Consider the following 16210-nt stretch of genomic DNA (forward strand, 5'->3'; position numbering starts at 1 on the left):
TGGCGACATAGCCGGAATGGATTCGACTATGGCGCTGACGTTGCAGCGAAACATCATTCTTGCGCTGCTGATCGCTATCGCCGCGGCGGCATGGAGCCTGCTTGCCTGGCAACAGATCGGGCCGGACGCGGCCATGCCCATGGGCATATCGCTCACCATGGGCATGAAGGCGCCGCTGTTTCTTGCCGTCTGGATGATCATGATGATTGCCATGATGTTTCCAACGGCCGCACCCATGATCCTGACGTTCCACCAGGTCCAGGCCGGCAAACAGGGCCGCGGCGAGACCTTCGTCGCGACCTGGGTGTTCGTGGCCGGATATATGCTGGTCTGGGGCGCGATGGGCATTCTCGCCTTTGCCGGCGCGGCGGGTGCGGAGATGCTTGCCGGGCACGTGGGCTTGTCCGCGGCGACGGCCGCACGCATCGGCGGCGTGCTGCTGATGATAGGGGGTGCCTATCAACTCTCCCCGCTGAAGGATCTATGTCTGGGCAAATGCCGCACGCCGATTGGTTTCATCCTGACGTCCTGGCGCGATGGTCAGTGGGGCGCGGTGCGCATGGGCCTCGAGCATGGGCTCTTTTGCCTGGGCTGCTGCTGGCTTTTGTTTCTCGCTCTTTTTCCCCTCGGGATCATGAACATCGCCGCAATGGCCGTGGTCACCTTGCTGATCTTTGCAGAAAAGACGCTCCGATCGGGAGAAAGGATAGCAAAGGTTTCGGGTGTCGCCCTGCTCCTTTACGGCGCGACGGTGCTGGTCGCTCCGCAGGCGCTACCAACCTTCCGGCCGATGGACGCCATGATGATGAATTGAGCAACGACAGGGCAGGATATATCCTTCGTCATTCTAGGGCGAAGCAAGGAGCGAAGCGACGCGCGCAGACCCTAGAATCCATGCCGTGACGCCTGAGCGCAGCGACGGTTCAGGACATTCACCAGCCAATTCCGCGAAACAACTCGAACCATTCAGGATTGGACCTCTCGATCAATTCAACCTTCCATTGGCGCGACCAGCGCTTCAATGACGTCTCTCGCTGGATGGCGTCGGTGAAATACTCCTCGTACCAGACCAGACGCTGCACGCCGTAACGTCTGGTGAAGCTGGAACCTTGGCCGGTCTTGTGCTCGGGCATCCGACGAGCCAGGTCATTGGTGACACCGATATAGATCGTGCCGCCTTTCTGGCTCGCGGTCATATAAACATAGCCGGTCATGTTGCGATCTTAGCTGGCGCTGTCGCCAACGGCTATTCTGGACGGCAGCAGTCTACGGCCAATGTCACGGCATGGATTCTAGGGTCTGCGCGCGTCGCTTCGCTCCTTGCTCCGCCCTAGAATGACGAAGGATGCGCTGGCGGGACAGCACTCCTTTGGCCTGCCTGCCATCTCCCTTACAAGGAGGAGATCAGCTGTCGCCCCGGCCGTCGCCAATCGCCGGCGTTTACCTTTGCCCCAGCCTCGCACTCTCCACCGCGATGCCGAGCAGCGCCTGTCTTGCCAGCGCCTCGGACAAATCCGGCCGCTTGCGCGTCTGCAGCACGGCGGCCTGCAGACGGTTGAGCGCGCGGCCGAGCGCATCCGTGCTCCAGCGCTCCAGCACTTTTTCGACCAGCTTGCGCCGCGTGAAGAAGACCGGCGGACGGGCGGCGGCGACCACCGTCGCGGCATTGCGGCCGCCCGCCTCCATCTGGCCGCGCATGACCTGGATTTGCTGCAATTGCCGCATCGCCGAGGACAGCACCAGGAAGGGGTGGCCGCCGGACTGGCAGTGGCGGGTGAAGGCGATGTCGAAATCGCCGATCTTGCCGTCGAGCACGGCATCGACCGCATCGTCGAACGACGTTCCGGAGACGTCGCCGGACATGGCGTTGACATCGTCGAGGGTGATTTCCTTCCGGCCGTAGGCATAAAGCATCAGCTTCTCGATCTCGCCGCGCGAGGCCAGCCGGTCGCCGCCGAGATTGCGGCGCAGCGCCTGCCTGGCGTCGAGCGCCATCGACATGCCACCTTTGCGCAATTCGTCGTCGATGACGGTGTCGAGGTCCCGCGCCTCATCGGCGTAGCAGGGCAGGGCCATGGCGTTGCCGGCAGCCTCGACGACGGCACGCAGCCCGGCGCCCTTCTTCAGGTCGCCGGCTTCGATCAGGATCATGGCATCGCGCGCGGGCTCGGCCGTCAGCGCCTTGACGTCATCGGCCAGCGCCTTCTGGCCGCTGGCATTGCGTACCCACAGCAGCCGCCGATCGGAAAACATCGGCACGGTGCGCGCCTCGTCGAGCAGGCGGCCCTGGTCGCGGTCGACTTCCGCGCCGTCGAGCTTGACCACCGAGAACGGATCGTCGAGCGGAAGGCCGGTTTTCGCGGCGAAGGTTTTTGCCCGCTCGGCGACAAGGCCGCGGTCGGGACCGTAAAGCAGGACGATTCCCATGGCGGGATCGGGCTTCGCCAGCCACGAATCGACCTCGTATCCTTTCTTCTGTGCCATAGCGGTTGGTTAGCATGGTGCGACCGCCGGGTGAACAAACCTCGGCGGCTGCAGCTATTTCTTGTCTTCGAGAGATTTGAGGAGCTTGTCAGGCTCAAGCAAGGCATCGGCAGCGCCTAAGCGTTCGTAATCCGTCAACACCGCATCAAGCGATCCGTCTTTCTTGACCGACCACAAACCCACTAGGGTCAAATAATTGGCAAAGGCGCTCTGCTCCCTTGTGAAAATAGCCGCCAAGTGAGGGTCGTTCTGGAAGAAGCGATTGAGTTCCTTTTTTACAGAAACGTCGTTCTTAGCTATCGACTGTAGGGCCCATACAGCCGATGCGATCGTCAGCGAGCGCATCATATCCATCGATGGCTGATTCCTGGGGCAGCCATATTTCCTGCAAGCAGCGACAATCATGATGTTGGGGCGCCCTGGGGCCACCGCGCCCCCGAATTTCCCCATGATTAAACCTATTCGGATAGCGTCCGCCGCCATTCCGTCACGGCTGGTTCGCAGATTTTCAAGAATACGATCTATGTGGGACAAGTCTCCCGTCGCCATATAGGCGCCCAGCAGCAAATCGTTGTCCAGCGGCACGGACACGGGTACCACCGTTTTCAGAGGCACGGCGCCTGGGGGTGTTGCATCTTCCAGTTTTCGGCTCGCCGCGAAACGCTGCGCTTCGTCCACGAGGCCAGCCTTGCGAAGAGCGGCCAGATAGGTGCTGGCCGCGCGATCGGAGGGTACGCCATCCAGCAGCTTTTGCCGCAGTTCCGGCGAACTGTCGAACAACGCCGCGAAGAAACCTATGAACGTTCCGTTCTCAACCCCGGGCGGAAGCTTATCCAGGCTGGCGATGAGGCGATTAAGGCAAGCAGCATCCTTCGTACGATAGAAGATGCTGATGCAATCGTTTGACTGGGCGTCCGACTGGGCGAAAACAGGTCGACCTTGTCCGACCAGAAACATCGCAATCGTCAAAGCGGCGAAGGCCCGCGATCGTCGTTGCATTGCCGCCTCTCCCACACGATCCTGTTAGGATAGGGTTTTGCGAGCGGCGGGCGCAACCTGAATCACGGTGGAACGCGCCTCCTGCAGGGCAGGTGGATCTGACCCGATTTGCAGGACTTGCCGCATCTTGCGCCGAGACGCCTGTCAGCATTCGCCAAATTGCGCGGCGTCAACAAAGATCGACAAGAAACTTCGGCGCCATATCTGCATCTTGTCACCCGTGTGCCGCAGCAGCCTCCACGAAGTTGACGACCGCGAGGACGGCCGCCTTCTCGCCCGATGAAATGGCGGCGCGGATGTGCAAATATCGCACCGGCAACATGGGAGGATGAAGGTCATGGCCGAGGCTGGAATGTTGCGCTTCCATGTGCCCGAGCCCGAGGTTCGCCCAGGCGGCACGCCCGACTTCTCGAATGTGACCATTGCCAAGGCGGGTTCGGTGCAGCGCCCGGAGATCGATGTCGACCCGCGCGCCATCCGCGACATGGCCTTTTCGATCATCCGCGTGCTCAACCGCGCCGGCGAGGCGGTCGGGCCTTGGGCCGGCCTGCTTTCCGACGAGGAACTGCTCGAAGGGCTGCGCCATATGATGACGCTCAGGACCTTCGATGCGCGCATGCAGATGGCGCAGCGCCAGGGCAAGACCTCCTTCTACATGCAGCATCTCGGCGAAGAGGCGGTGAGCTGCGCCTTCCGCAAGGCGCTGCAACCGGGCGACATGAATTTTCCGACGTATCGCCAAGCAGGTTTGCTCATCGCCGACGGCTACCCGATGGTCACGATGATGAACCAGATCTACTCGAACGAGGCCGACCCGCTGAAAGGCCGGCAATTGCCGATCATGTACTCGTCGAAGGAGCACGGCTTCTTCTCGATCTCCGGCAATCTGGCGACACAGTATATCCAGGCAGTCGGCTGGGCGATGGCTTCCGCCATCTCCAACGATTCGCGCATCGCCGTGGGCTGGATCGGCGACGGCTCGACGGCGGAGTCCGATTTCCATTCGGCGCTGGTGTTCGCCTCGACCTACAAGGCGCCGGTCATCCTCAATGTCGTCAACAACCAGTGGGCGATCTCGACGTTCCAGGGCATTGCGCGCGGCGGATCCGGCACTTTTGCCGCGCGCGGTCTCGGCTTCGGCATTCCGGCGCTGCGCGTCGACGGCAACGACTACCTCGCCGTGCACGCCGTCGCCAAATGGGCGGCGGAACGGGCGCGGAAGAATCTCGGGCCGACGCTGGTCGAATATGTCACCTACCGCGCCGGCGCGCATTCGAGCTCGGACGATCCGTCGGCCTACCGGCCGAAGGCCGAGTCCGACGCCTGGCCGCTCGGCGATCCGATCATCCGGCTGAAGAACCATCTCATCCACAGGAAAGTCTGGTCGGAGGCGCGCCATACCCAGGCGGAAGCCGAGATCCTGGAAACGGTGATCGCGGCGCAGAGGGAAGCCGAGAGCCACGGCACGCTGCATGCCGGCGGCAAGCCGTCGACGCGCGACATGTTCGAGGGCGTCTATGCCGAGATGCCGCCGCATCTGAGGCGCCAGCGCCAGCAGGCGGGGGTCTGACCATGCCAAGAAGGACCATGATCGAGGCGATCCGCGACGCCATGGACGTGTCGATGGGGCGAGACAGCCAAGTCATCGTCTATGGCGAGGATGTCGGCTTCTTCGGCGGCGTCTTTCGCGCCACGCAAGGCCTGCAGGCCAAATACGGCAAGAGCCGCTGCTTCGACGCGCCGATCAGCGAATCCGGCATCGTCGGCTCGGCCATCGGCATGGCGGCCTATGGCCTGAAGCCCTGCGTCGAGGTGCAGTTTGCCGACTATGTCTATCCGGCTTACGACCAGATCGTCTCGGAGGCAGCGCGATTGCGTTATCGTTCGAACGGCGATTTCACCTGCCCGATCGTGGTGCGCATGCCGACCGGCGGCGGCATCTTCGGCGGTCAGACGCACAGCCAGAGCCCGGAAGCGCTGTTCACCCATGTCTCCGGCCTGAAGGTGATCGTGCCCTCCAATCCGCACGACGCCAAGGGATTGCTGATCGCGGCGATCGAGGACCCGGACCCGGTGATCTTCCTCGAGCCGAAGCGGCTCTACAACGGCCCGTTCGACGGCCATCACGACCGGCCGGTGACGCCCTGGTCGAAGCACGAGCTCGGCGAAGTCGCCGACGGGCACTACACCGTTCCGCTCGGCAAGGCGGCGGTCCGCCGGCAGGGCGCGGCGGTCACCGTGCTTGCCTACGGCACCATGATCTATGTCGCCGAGGCCGCGGCCGAGGAGACCGGCATCGATGCCGAGATCATCGATCTGAGGACGCTGCTGCCGCTCGACCTCGACGCCATCGTAACCTCGGTGAAGAAGACCGGTCGCTGCGTGGTGGTGCATGAGGCGACGCTGACCTCGGGCTTCGGCGCCGAGCTGGTATCGCTGGTGCAGGAGCACTGCTTCTACCACCTGGAGGCGCCGGTGGCCCGCGTCGCCGGCTGGGACACGCCCTATCCGCATGCGCAGGAATGGGAGTATTTCCCGGGACCGGCCCGCGTTGGCCGTGCCCTGATTGAAACCATGGGAGCCTGACATGGGCGAGCACGTCATCAAATTGCCCGATGTCGGCGAAGGCGTCGCCGAGGCCGAGCTGGTCGAGTGGCATGTCAAGGTCGGCGATCTGGTGCGCGAGGACATGGTGCTGGCGGCGGTGATGACCGACAAGGCGACGGTGGAAATCCCCTCGCCGGTCGACGGCGAGATTCTGTGGCTGGGCGCGGAGATCGGCGACACGGTGGCGATCGGCTCGCCGATCGTGCGGCTGAAAGTGGCGGGCGAGGGCAATGTGAAGGCGGACTCGACGCTTGCAGACGTTACGGCGGAACGTACGCCTGACGATGCGGCGGCTCGCCCGTCCTCAGGCCTGGAGCCATCATCACCCAATTTAGCGCCGTCATCCTCGGGCTTGTCCCGAGGATCTGCCGTCCCACGCGGATATGACGCGCCCAGTTCCGGGAGGTCGGTAGATCCTCGGGACAAGCCCGAGGATGACGGCGTCAGGTCCAGGATCAGCAGCGCGCCACGCGACGGCGTCAGACCCAGGGCCAGCAGCGCCCCGCGCCCTGAAGGCGAGAAGCCGCTGGCCTCGCCGGCCGTGCGGCTGCGCGCCAAGGAAGCCGGCATCGATCTGCGCCAGGTTGCGGGCAGCGGGCCGGCCGGCCGCATCGGCCATGAGGACATCGACGCCTTCCTGGCACGCGGGCCGCAGCTTGCCCGCGCGCCCGGCTTTGCACCCAAAGACGGCGTCGAGGACATCAGGGTCGTCGGCCTCAGGCGCAAGATCGCCGAAAAAATGTCGATCGCCAAATCGCGCATCCCGCACATCACCTATGTCGAGGAGATCGACGTCACGGCGCTCGAGGAGTTGCGCGCCGTGCTCAACAAGGAGAAGCGCGCCGCCAAAGGGGCAGAACGGCCAAAGCTGACGCTGCTGCCCTTCCTGATGCGGGCGATGGTCAAGGCGATCGCCGACCAGCCCAACCTCAACGCGCTGTTCGACGACGAGGCCGGAATCATCCACCAGCATGAAGGCATCCATATCGGCATCGCCGCGCAGACGCCCACCGGGCTGGTGGTGCCGGTGGTGAAGCATGCCGAGGCGCGCGACATCTGGGATTGCGCGGCGGAGGTCAACCGGCTGGCCGAAGCGGCGAAATCCGGCACGGCGACGCGCGAGGAGCTCTCCGGCTCGACCATCACCATCACCTCGCTCGGCGCCATGGGCGGCGTGGCGACGACGCCGGTGATCAATTATCCGGAAGTGGCGATCGTCGGCGTCAACAAGATGATGGTGCGGCCGGTATGGGACGGCACCCGGTTCATTCCGCGCAAGATGATGAACCTGTCGTCGAGCTTCGACCATCGCGTCATCGACGGCTGGGATGCGGCGGTCTTCGTGCAGCGGATCAAGACGCTGCTGGAGACGCCGGCGCTGATTTTCGTGGAGTAGTGGGGATGGGGCGATCTCGAAAGCTCCCCCTCACCCGGATTGCCAACCGAATTGCGAAGGGCAATTCGGGGCAATCCGACCTCTCCCCGAGGGGAGAGGAGAGCGCCGGCGCCAGCCTCTTCTCCCCACCGGGGAGAAGGTGGCCGCGAAGCGGCCGGATGAGGGGGCCTTCGCCGAAAGGAAGCAGCTGACATGAAAGAAATCTCCTGCAAGCTGCTCGTCATCGGTGCCGGACCGGGCGGCTATGTCTGCGCCATCCGCGCCGGCCAGCTCGGCATCGACACGGTGATCGTCGAGTTCGGCAAGCCGGGCGGCACCTGCCTCAATGTCGGCTGCATTCCGTCCAAGGCACTCATCCATGCGGCGGAGGAGTTCGAGAAGGTCGCGCATATGGCCGGCGGCAAGAGCCCGCTCGGCATTGCGGTCGCCGCGCCGACGCTCGACCTGGCCAAGACGGTCGCCTGGAAGGACGGTATCGTTAGCCGGCTGACGGGCGGCGTCGCCGGGCTGCTGAAGAAAGCCAGGGTCAAGACCGTGCATGGCTGGGCGACGTTTCGCGACGGCAAGACTGTCGCGGTCGAGACCGAGACCGGCGTGCAGGTCATTCGCGCCGAGACGGTGGTGATCGCCACCGGCTCGGCGCCGGTCGAACTGCCTTTCCTGCCCTTCGGCGGCCCTGTCATCTCCTCGACGGAAGCACTGGCGCTGAGCGAAGTTCCAAAGACACTCGCGGTCGTCGGCGGCGGTTATATCGGGCTCGAACTCGGCATGGCCTTCGCCAGGATGGGGGGCAAGGTGAGCGTGGTCGAAGCGCTGCCGCGGGTGCTGGCGCAGTATGACGCGGAGCTGACAAGGCCTGTGCTGAAGCGGCTAGCCGAACTCGGCGTCGAGGTGATGACAGGCGCCAAGGCCAAGGGGCTGTCGACAAAGGGCGATGCGCTGCTGGTCGAGACTGCCGACGGCAAGAACGCCAAGGTTGCCGCCGACAGGATCCTGGTCACGGTCGGCCGCAGGCCGCTCACCGATGGCTGGGGCCTGGAGCAGATCGACCTCGACATGGCCGGCAAATTCATCCGCATCGACGACCAGTGCCGAACATCGATGCGCGGCATCTACGCCATCGGCGACGTCACCGGCGAGCCGATGCTGGCGCATCGCGCCATGGCGCAGGGCGAGATGGTGGCCGAGATCGTCGCCGGCCATAAGCGCAGCTGGGACAAGCGCGTCATTCCGGCAATCTGCTTCACCGATCCGGAACTGGTCACCGCCGGCCTGTCGCCGGAGGAGGCCAAGGCCCTGGGCGGCGAAATGAAGATCGGGCTATTCCCCTTTGCCGCCAACGGCCGCGCCATGACCAAACAGGGCGAGGACGGTTTTGTGCGGGTCGTGGCGCGTGCGGATAACCATCTGGTGCTTGGCATCCAGGCGGTCGGGCAGAGTGTATCGGAACTATCGGCGGCGTTCGGCCTGGCGCTGGAAACGGGCGCGCGGCTGGAGGATATCGCGGGGACGATCCATGCCCATCCGACGCAGGGCGAGGCGTTCCAGGAAGCGGCGCTGAAGGGCCTGGGGCACGCGCTGCATATTTGAGCGCTTCTTCCTTCTCCCCCTGTGGGAGAAGGTGGATCGGCGCGCAGCGCCGAGACGGATGAGGGGTGTTCCAGCGAAGTGAGGCGCTGGCTTTCCCTGGAGCACCCCTCATCCGTCGCCTTCGGCGACACCTTCCCCCACAAGGGGGAAGGGGGAGCCGCACCTCTCATCCCGCCAGCCGGCTTACCATCTCGTGCTGGGCGTAGGCGCGGCCGAAGCGGTTGGCGAGGAAGGCGTCGAGCGCGATGTCCTCCTGCTTGACGAAGCCGGTCGCCGGCAGCGAGCAGTCGGCCAGCATGTCGAGCACGGCGCAGATGCCGGAGGCGGTGGTGATCTGGATGGCGCTGCGCACGACGTCGCCGACGCGCTTGGAATAGATCTTGTTGGCGTAGGTCTCCTGCAGCAGACGTCCCTGTCTGCGGCCCGAAACGGTGACGAAGACGATGACCACGTCCTGCAGCGTCGCCGGCAGGGCGCTCTCGAAGATATCCTTCAGCACGTCGCGGCGATGGCGCAGGCCGAGATCGTTGAGCAGCGCCTTCATGATCGCGGCGTGGCCGGGGTAGCGGATGGTGCGGTAGTTCAGCGTACGCACCTTGCCCTTCAGCGTCTCGGCCAGAGTGCCCAGCCCGCCCGAGGTGTTGAAGGCCTCGTAGGTGACGCCGTCGAGCGAGAATTCCTCGCGCTCCTCCAGCGGCGGCACCTCGATCAGCTCGCCCTCGACGATCGCCTCGCAGGGTTCGCAATATTCGTTGATGACGCCGTCCGTGCTCCAGGTGAGGTTGTAGTTCAACGCGTTCGACGGATATTGCGGCAGCGCGCCGACGCGCATGCGCACGCTCTCCAGCGTGTCGAAGCGGCTGGCGAGATCGTTGGCGACGATCGAGATGAAGCCCGGCGCCAGCCCGCATTGCGGGATGAAAGCGCTCTTTCCGGAACGCGCCAGTTCCTTGACCCGGCGGGTGCTGACGACGTCCTCGGTGAGGTCGAGATAGTGCACGCCGATGGCGGCTGCGGCTTCGGCGATGCGCGTGGTGAGATGGAAAGGTGCTGCGCTCAGCACCGCGAATTTGCCGGCAAGGGTTTTCTCCAGCGCACCGGGGGCGGCGATATCCAGCTCCAGCGTCTCGACGCCGGCCGGCAATTCGGCGGCGGTGAGCTGGGCCGCCGCGCGGTCGACGAGCGTGACGCGATAGTCACCCGTGGAGCTAAGCATTTCGGCAATGGTCGAGCCGATTTTGCCGGCGCCGACGACAACGATTTTCTTCATGATCCGATCCCTCGCCTGAAGCTGATTTCTTGAGTCGCAAGAATCTCAGCTTGCCGGTCGAATGGAAGCGTGGAATCTATCGAAACGAAGCACCATTTTGCGCAATATGCCGATAAGGATCGTCGAAATGATCAGCGAAGCCGAACAGGCGCTGCTTACGCTGTTGCGGGCCAACGCGCGCGCGTCGACCGCCGAGTTGGCGCGGCAGCTCGGCGTGTCGCGCACCACTGTGCAGAGCCGGATCGAGCGCCTGGAGCAGCGCGGCATCATCGCCGGCTATGGCGTGAGATTATCGCCGGACTATGAGCAGGGGTTGGTCAAGGCGCATGTGCTGCTCACGGTCACGCCAAAGCTCGCCGACAAGGTGGTGCGCAGCCTGCAGGCGCTGCCGCAGGTCCGCACGCTGCATTCGGTGAGCGGCAATTTCGACATGATCGTCATCGTCGACGCGCCATCGATCCGCGACCTCGACGCGCTGCTCGATAGGATCGGGGCGATGGATGGCGTAGAGCGGACGTCGTCGTCGATTATTCTGTCGACACGGGTGGATCGGTAGGGGGCCTGAGATGCTGGCGCGAGGCCCCCCTCTCTGTCCTGCCGGACATCTCCCCCTCAAGGGGGGGAGATTGGCAGCTTCGACGCCGGCGCTTTTTCTGCAGCATTGGTGATTGGCGAAAGCCGGCGTGACATCTGATCTCCCCCCTTGAGGGGGAGATGCCCGGCAGGGCAGAGAGGGGGGCGAAGGAATGAGGCGTTTGTTTTTCCTCTCCGATCAAGCCCGCCGCCGCTCCGGCCCCTCGTCCAACCACGCCAAATCCTCCGCCGACAGCGCAATATCCAGCGCCCTCAAGCTGTCGTCCAACTCATCCAGTGTCCGCGGGCCGATCAGCGGCACGGACGGGAAGGGCTGCGCCAGCACATAGGCCAGCGCGACATGGATCGGGCTTTTGCCGAGCTTTCTGGCAAGCTCGATGGCGCGGTCGCGGCGGCCGAAGTTCTTTTCGGAATACCAGACCCGCACCAGCTCCTCATTGTCGGTCCGGTCGCGGCCGGCGCGCTCGGTGAAGAAGCCGCGGCCCTGGCTCGACCAGGCGAAATTGGGCATCTGCCTTGCCGTCAACCAGGCCTTCCAGGCATCGGTGGACGAGGTGATGCAGCCCGGCCAGATCGGCACCAGCATCTCGGCCAGCGAAAAGTTGTTGGAAAGGGCGCCGGGCTTCTGCTTGCCGTTCTTTTCGGCATAAGCGATCGCTTCGTCCATGCGCTCCATCGTCCAGTTGGAGCCGCCGAACGGACCGCGGATGCGGCCCGCCTTGACCTCCCGGTCCATGGCGTCGACGAACTCGCCGACCGGCACGTCCGGATTGTCGCGGTGCATGAAATAGATGTCGACATGGTCGGTCTGCAGCCGGTCGAGCGATTGCGAGAGCTGCTTGCCGATCACATCGGGATAACAGAGCGGCGAATGCGCGCCCTTGGCGATGATCACCGACTGCTCACGCACGCCGCGATTCTTCAGCCACTGGCCAAGCAGCGTCTCGGTGTAGCCGGCGCCATAGACATAACCGGTGTCGAACAGATTGCCACCGGCCTCGAAATAGCCGTCGAGCAGGATGGAGCCGGAGGAGAAGGTGCGGAAATCCTCGAAGCCGAGCGCCAGAAGCGACACCGCGCGCGGCAGGCCTGGAATGGCGCGCTTGCCGATGGCATTGCCGTCGGTCAGCAGCGACCGGCCGGAAATGGTGTTGATGCGCTTAGCCGGCTTTTCGATGTCGTATTCCAGCCCGATCGCGGCGCGCCATTTGTCGAGGACGCGCAGCGTGCCGAGGCTGTCGGCCCAGCCCATGCCCGGCCAGGCGAACTCGTGGGCACCGGCCAGGATCGCGTCGCCGGCGGCGTCGACCTCGAAGGAATAGAGATGGCGCGTTTCGTTGACGCTGACGGGTTCACGCGTGCCGGACCGGATCACATCGATCCGGCCCGGCCCGACGTCGCGGTTGCCACCAGCGAACCAGAAGTCCGGCACCTCGATCTGGCCCTCGGTGCCGAAAATGCGCAGCACATTGTCCTGATCGAGCGAAATGCTGCAGGAGACCTCGGCGACGATGCCGCCGGGGAAGTGAAGCAGCGCCGAAGCCCATTCGTCGACACCGGACTCGCCGAGATGCGCCGCACCCACGACCTTGTCCGGCTCGAGGAAAGGCTGTCCCGCCGCGGCGCCCGCGATCAGCCGCGCCATCGACACGGGATAGCCGCCGACATCGAGGATGCCGCCGCCGGCAAGCTCGTTGGCGTAGAGCCGGTGCTCTGGCATGAAGCCCGGCATGGCGAAGCCGAAGCTCGATTTGATCATCCGCACGTCGCCGATGATGCCCGACCTGATCAGCTCGACCAGTTTCAACGTCTGCGGGTGCAGCCGGTACATGAAGGCTTCGCCGAGAAAGGTGCCGGCCTTGCGCGCGGCATGCATCATGGCGTCGGCCTCGAAAGCAGTCAGCGCCAGCGGTTTCTCGCACAAGACATGTTTGCCGGCTTCGGCGGCCCTGATCGCCCATTCAGCATGGCCGGGATGCGGGATCGAGATATAGACCGCATCGACCCCATCATCGGCCAGCAGCGCGTCATAGCCGTCGAGGATCCGCGCGCCGGGGAAGGCCTCGGCCAGCCCCGGCTTGGCCGGATTGCGGGCGCCGAGCGCCACCAGCTCGCCGGTGCGCGACTGCGCTACCCCGCCGGCAAAGGATCTGGCGATGCTGCCGGGTCCGAGAATACCCCAGCGAATTTTCCGTTGCGTCCAAGTCATATCAAATCTCCATGGGTCCCGCCGCATTCGCGATCGGGCAAAGAAAACTGAGGGGTCAGCGAATCCTGGCGCCTGTCTTGTCGAACAGCAGCGACCGCTCGGCCTTGATCGATACGGTGAAATGGTCGCCGCTGGCGCGCTGGCGCGCTGCCTCGCGTTCGACGATCAGCTCTTCGGGCCCGGCATTGGCGTAGACGTAGCTCACCGAGCCGAGATGCTCGGCGACGTCGGCCTTGACCGGAATGTCGCAATCGCCCTCGCCGGCCTCGAAGAAATGCTCCGGCCTGACCCCGAGCACGACCTCGGCGCCGACCGCCGGCAACGTACCGCAGAGCGGCTTGCGCAGCCTGGCGCCGCCATGATTGACGAGCTCGACGATTGCGGCGCTGTTGGACGTCTCGACCACAGTCGCCCTAAGGAAATTCATCTTCGGCGAGCCGATGAAGCCGGCGACAAAACGGTTGGCCGGGTCGTCATAAAGATCGAGCGGTGCGCCGATCTGTTCGACATTGCCGGCCTTGAGCACGACGATCCTGTCAGCAAGCGTCATCGCCTCGGTCTGGTCGTGCGTCACATAGATCATGGTGACGCCGAGCTCCTTGTGCAGGCGCGATATCTCGACCCGCATCTGCACCCTGAGTTCGGCGTCGAGATTGCTGAGCGGTTCGTCGAAGAGAAAAACCTGCGGCTCGCGCACGATGGCGCGGCCGATGGCGACGCGCTGGCGCTGGCCGCCGGACAATTGCTTCGGCCGCCGCTGCATCAGCTCGTCGATGCGCAGGATCTCAGCGGCTTTCCTAACCCGGCGCTCGGTGTCGGCTTTCGGATTGCCGTTCATCCTGAGGCCGAAGGAGAGGTTCTGCTCCACGGTCATATGCGGATAGAGCGCGTAGGACTGGAACACCATGGCGATGCCGCGATCGGCCGGTTCGATGTCGTTCATCACCTTGCCGCCGATGGCGATCTTGCCGCCGCTGATGTCCTCCAGCCCGGCGATCATGCGCAAAAGCGTGGACTTGCCGCAGCCGGACGGCCCGACGAAGACGATGAACTCGCCGTCGGCGATGTCGATGTCGGCGCCGTGGACGACCTCGAAGATGCCGAAGCGTTTGACGACATTGGTGAGGGTGACGGTCGCCATCGCGCTTCTTCCTATTTGACGGCGCCGGCGGCGATGCCGGCGATGAAATGGCGCTGCAAGAGCACGAAGACGATCAGCATCGGCACGGTCAGCATCACCGCGCCGGCCATGATGCCGCCCCAGGAAACCTTGGTCAGGCCGATCAGCGTGCCGAGCGCCACCGGCGCGGTCATCGCGCCGGGCTGGCTGTTGATCAGCAGCGGCCACAGGTAGTTGTTCCACGAGGCGAGGAACAGGATGATGGCGAGCGCCGCCAGCATCGGCCGCGCCAGCGGCAACGCGACGAACAGAAAGATGCGCCATTCCTTGACGCCTTCGACGCGCGCGGCGTCGAACAGTTCGGCCGGCATCATCGAGAAAGCCTGGCGCATGAACAGCACGCCGAGCGAGTTGAACAGCGGCGGCACGATCAGCGCGATCCAGGTGTTGGCGAGCTGGAAGTCACGCGCCACCATGATGAATTGCGGGATCAGCACAACCGCGTAGGGCAGCGTGATGGTGCCGAAGATGATCGCCACGACGCCGCCCTTGCCGAGGAACTCGTAGCGCGCCAGCGCCCAGCCGGCCATCGAGGTCAGCAGCACGGAGAGAAAGGTGTAGGTCAACGCCACCGAGACGGAGATGCCGATGGCGCCGACGAAATTGGTGTCGCGCTGCAGATTGTTGAAATTGTCGACGAAATTGCCGTGCGGCAGAAGCTCGATGCCGGGGCTGAAGATGCCGTTGTCGGGCATGGTCGAGAACACCACCATCATCCACAGCGGAAACAGCCAGACCAGTGCCAGCGGCGTCAGGAAGAGATGCAGCAGGACGCTGCGCCCGAGCCGGCTTTGCGAACGCGAGCTCATTTCGGCTCCCGCGTTAGCCAGAGCTGCACCAGCGTGATGGCGATCGCGAGCCCGGCCATGGTGTAGGCTACGGCCGAGGCATAGCCGAAATTGAGCGAGCGGAAGCCCTGGCGGTAAAGCAGCAGACCCAGCGTCTCGGTGCCGCCGCCCGGCCCGCCGCGCTCGGTGATCAGGAACGGCTCGGTGAACAGCTGCATGGTGCCGATGATCGACAGGACGGCGCAAAAGACGATGACCGGCTTCAGCAGCGGCAGCGTGATGTAGAAAAACTGCTTCACCTTGCTGACGCGGTCAAGCGTCGCCGCCTCATAGACGTCTTCGGGAATGGATTGCAGGCCGGCGAGCAGGATGATGGCGTTGTAGCCGGCCCAGCGCCAGGTCACCGCGATCATGATCAGCGCCATCGCCGGCGTGACGTTGGAGAACCAGTCGATCTTGGGGATACCGACGCTATTGAGCAGCTTGTTGACGATACCGAAATCGAGGCTGAACATCAGCCGGAAGACCGCCGAATAGGCCACCTCGCCGACCACGACCGGAGCGAAGAAGGCAAAGCGGTAGAGGCCGCGCGCCTTCAGCAGCGGCGAATTCAAAAGCACCGCCATGACGATCGCCAGCGAGATCATCACCGGCACCTGGATGACGAGGATGAGCAGCGTGTTCTTCAGCGCATTGAAGAACGCCGGGTCGCCGACCAGCCGGCCCCAGTTGAAGGTCGGCGCGAAGCGCCACGGCACCGTGCGCGTCGCCTGGAAGGAGATCAGGAACGAGCTGATGATCGGCCAGACCCAGAAGATGGCGAAGATCAAAAGGTAGGGCGTGAGGAAGCGATATGCGGTGGCGTTCTGGTGGCGCATCCTTCCTCCTTTCCCGGTGGCGTCTTCTTGGTGGGCGCGGTGTTGATCATGCTTCGAATGCTGGAGCAGCGCCAATTGTCGAGGTCAGCGCCGCCCTGTCTTGCCTTCTCCCTTGTGGGAGAAGGTGGATCGGCGCGCAGCGCCGAGACGGATGAGGGGTGTTGGACGGAATACCGTCGTTGCCAAGCTGGAACACCCCTCATCCGGCCGCTTCG

The 16210-nt window shown here is 64.2% G+C and carries 14 protein-coding genes; 6 read left to right on the forward strand and 8 right to left on the reverse strand.

Annotated features, from left to right (window positions below):
• Positions 1-28: 28 nt before the first annotated feature.
• Positions 29-814 (forward strand): DUF2182 domain-containing protein, encoded by a 786-nt coding sequence (locus FJ974_RS03820; RefSeq protein ID WP_140537917.1) that lies wholly within the window; start codon positions 29-31, stop codon positions 812-814.
• A gap of 118 nt (positions 815-932) precedes the next feature.
• Here FJ974_RS03820 and FJ974_RS03825 read toward each other — a convergent pair whose 3' ends face one another.
• The 3 genes from FJ974_RS03825 to FJ974_RS03835 form a co-directional block, all read right to left on the reverse strand.
• Entirely contained in the window at positions 933-1214 is a 282-nt protein-coding gene (locus tag FJ974_RS03825; RefSeq protein ID WP_140537915.1) for a GIY-YIG nuclease family protein, read from the reverse strand.
• A 226-nt stretch (positions 1215-1440) separates the two neighbouring features.
• Entirely contained in the window at positions 1441-2484 is a 1044-nt protein-coding gene (holA, locus tag FJ974_RS03830) for a DNA polymerase III subunit delta (protein WP_140537913.1), read from the reverse strand.
• A 54-nt stretch (positions 2485-2538) separates the two neighbouring features.
• Positions 2539-3483, reverse strand: coding sequence for a hypothetical protein (locus tag FJ974_RS03835; protein WP_140537912.1), 945 nt, complete (start codon positions 3481-3483; stop codon positions 2539-2541).
• A 337-nt stretch (positions 3484-3820) separates the two neighbouring features.
• On the opposite strand from FJ974_RS03835, the gene FJ974_RS03840 reads away from it, so the two are divergent.
• From FJ974_RS03840 to lpdA, 4 genes are all read left to right on the forward strand, one after another.
• Positions 3821-5053, forward strand: coding sequence for a thiamine pyrophosphate-dependent enzyme (locus FJ974_RS03840; protein WP_140537910.1), 1233 nt, complete (start codon positions 3821-3823; stop codon positions 5051-5053).
• Between the two features lie 2 nt (positions 5054-5055).
• Positions 5056-6069, forward strand: a complete 1014-nt coding sequence (locus tag FJ974_RS03845; RefSeq protein WP_140537908.1) for an alpha-ketoacid dehydrogenase subunit beta — start codon at positions 5056-5058, stop codon at positions 6067-6069.
• Between the two features lies 1 nt (position 6070).
• Positions 6071-7486 (forward strand): dihydrolipoamide acetyltransferase family protein, encoded by a 1416-nt coding sequence (locus tag FJ974_RS03850; RefSeq protein WP_140537906.1) that lies wholly within the window; start codon positions 6071-6073, stop codon positions 7484-7486.
• Between the two features lie 192 nt (positions 7487-7678).
• Entirely contained in the window at positions 7679-9076 is a 1398-nt protein-coding gene (gene lpdA / locus FJ974_RS03855) for a dihydrolipoyl dehydrogenase (RefSeq protein ID WP_140537905.1), read from the forward strand.
• Between the two features lie 166 nt (positions 9077-9242).
• On the opposite strand, the gene FJ974_RS03860 is transcribed toward lpdA, so the two are convergent.
• Positions 9243-10346 carry a saccharopine dehydrogenase family protein gene (locus FJ974_RS03860; RefSeq protein ID WP_140537903.1) on the reverse strand — a complete coding sequence of 368 codons (1104 nt, stop codon included), beginning with the start codon at positions 10344-10346 and terminating at the stop codon, positions 9243-9245.
• Between the two features lie 127 nt (positions 10347-10473).
• On the opposite strand from FJ974_RS03860, the gene FJ974_RS03865 reads away from it, so the two are divergent.
• A complete protein-coding gene (locus FJ974_RS03865; protein WP_140537901.1) occupies positions 10474-10902 on the forward strand; it encodes an Lrp/AsnC family transcriptional regulator in 429 nt (142 codons plus the stop codon).
• A 216-nt stretch (positions 10903-11118) separates the two neighbouring features.
• On the opposite strand, the gene FJ974_RS03870 is transcribed toward FJ974_RS03865, so the two are convergent.
• The 4 genes from FJ974_RS03870 to FJ974_RS03885 are packed head-to-tail and all read right to left on the reverse strand — an operon-like array spanning position 11119 to position 15995.
• Positions 11119-13149: an aldo/keto reductase gene (locus tag FJ974_RS03870; RefSeq protein ID WP_140537899.1), complete on the reverse strand. Its 2031-nt coding sequence runs from the start codon at positions 13147-13149 to the stop codon at positions 11119-11121.
• Between the two features lie 55 nt (positions 13150-13204).
• Positions 13205-14290: an ABC transporter ATP-binding protein gene (locus FJ974_RS03875; protein WP_140537898.1), complete on the reverse strand. Its 1086-nt coding sequence runs from the start codon at positions 14288-14290 to the stop codon at positions 13205-13207.
• Positions 14291-14301: 11 nt separating this feature from the next.
• A complete protein-coding gene (locus FJ974_RS03880) occupies positions 14302-15138 on the reverse strand; it encodes a carbohydrate ABC transporter permease (RefSeq protein WP_140537896.1) in 837 nt (278 codons plus the stop codon).
• The gene (locus tag FJ974_RS03885; protein ID WP_140537894.1) at positions 15135-15995 is read right to left on the reverse strand and encodes a carbohydrate ABC transporter permease; all 861 of its coding nucleotides are present in this window, start codon (positions 15993-15995) and stop codon (positions 15135-15137) included. The genes FJ974_RS03880 and FJ974_RS03885 overlap by 4 nt, the downstream gene beginning before the upstream one ends.
• Between the last annotated feature and the right edge of the window lie 215 nt (positions 15996-16210).

It is taken from the genome of Mesorhizobium sp. B1-1-8, from assembly GCF_006442795.2.
Classification (GTDB): Bacteria; Pseudomonadota; Alphaproteobacteria; order Rhizobiales; family Rhizobiaceae; genus Mesorhizobium.

Bases quoted from the DNA above. Each gene is read 5' to 3' on its own strand.
- FJ974_RS03820 (WP_140537917.1), top strand. From the start codon at position 29: ATGGCGCTGACGTTGCAGCGAAACATCATTCTTGCGCTGCTGATCGCT.
- FJ974_RS03825 (WP_140537915.1), bottom strand. From the start codon at position 1,214: ATGACCGGCTATGTTTATATGACCGCGAGCCAGAAAGGCGGCACGATC.
- holA (WP_140537913.1), bottom strand. From the start codon at position 2,484: ATGGCACAGAAGAAAGGATACGAGGTCGATTCGTGGCTGGCGAAGCCC.
- FJ974_RS03835 (WP_140537912.1), bottom strand. From the start codon at position 3,483: ATGCAACGACGATCGCGGGCCTTCGCCGCTTTGACGATTGCGATGTTT.
- FJ974_RS03840 (WP_140537910.1), top strand. From the start codon at position 3,821: ATGGCCGAGGCTGGAATGTTGCGCTTCCATGTGCCCGAGCCCGAGGTT.
- FJ974_RS03845 (WP_140537908.1), top strand. From the start codon at position 5,056: ATGCCAAGAAGGACCATGATCGAGGCGATCCGCGACGCCATGGACGTG.
- FJ974_RS03850 (WP_140537906.1), top strand. From the start codon at position 6,071: ATGGGCGAGCACGTCATCAAATTGCCCGATGTCGGCGAAGGCGTCGCC.
- lpdA (WP_140537905.1), top strand. From the start codon at position 7,679: ATGAAAGAAATCTCCTGCAAGCTGCTCGTCATCGGTGCCGGACCGGGC.
- FJ974_RS03860 (WP_140537903.1), bottom strand. From the start codon at position 10,346: ATGAAGAAAATCGTTGTCGTCGGCGCCGGCAAAATCGGCTCGACCATT.
- FJ974_RS03865 (WP_140537901.1), top strand. From the start codon at position 10,474: ATGATCAGCGAAGCCGAACAGGCGCTGCTTACGCTGTTGCGGGCCAAC.
- FJ974_RS03870 (WP_140537899.1), bottom strand. From the start codon at position 13,149: ATGACTTGGACGCAACGGAAAATTCGCTGGGGTATTCTCGGACCCGGC.
- FJ974_RS03875 (WP_140537898.1), bottom strand. From the start codon at position 14,290: ATGGCGACCGTCACCCTCACCAATGTCGTCAAACGCTTCGGCATCTTC.
- FJ974_RS03880 (WP_140537896.1), bottom strand. From the start codon at position 15,138: ATGAGCTCGCGTTCGCAAAGCCGGCTCGGGCGCAGCGTCCTGCTGCAT.
- FJ974_RS03885 (WP_140537894.1), bottom strand. From the start codon at position 15,995: ATGCGCCACCAGAACGCCACCGCATATCGCTTCCTCACGCCCTACCTT.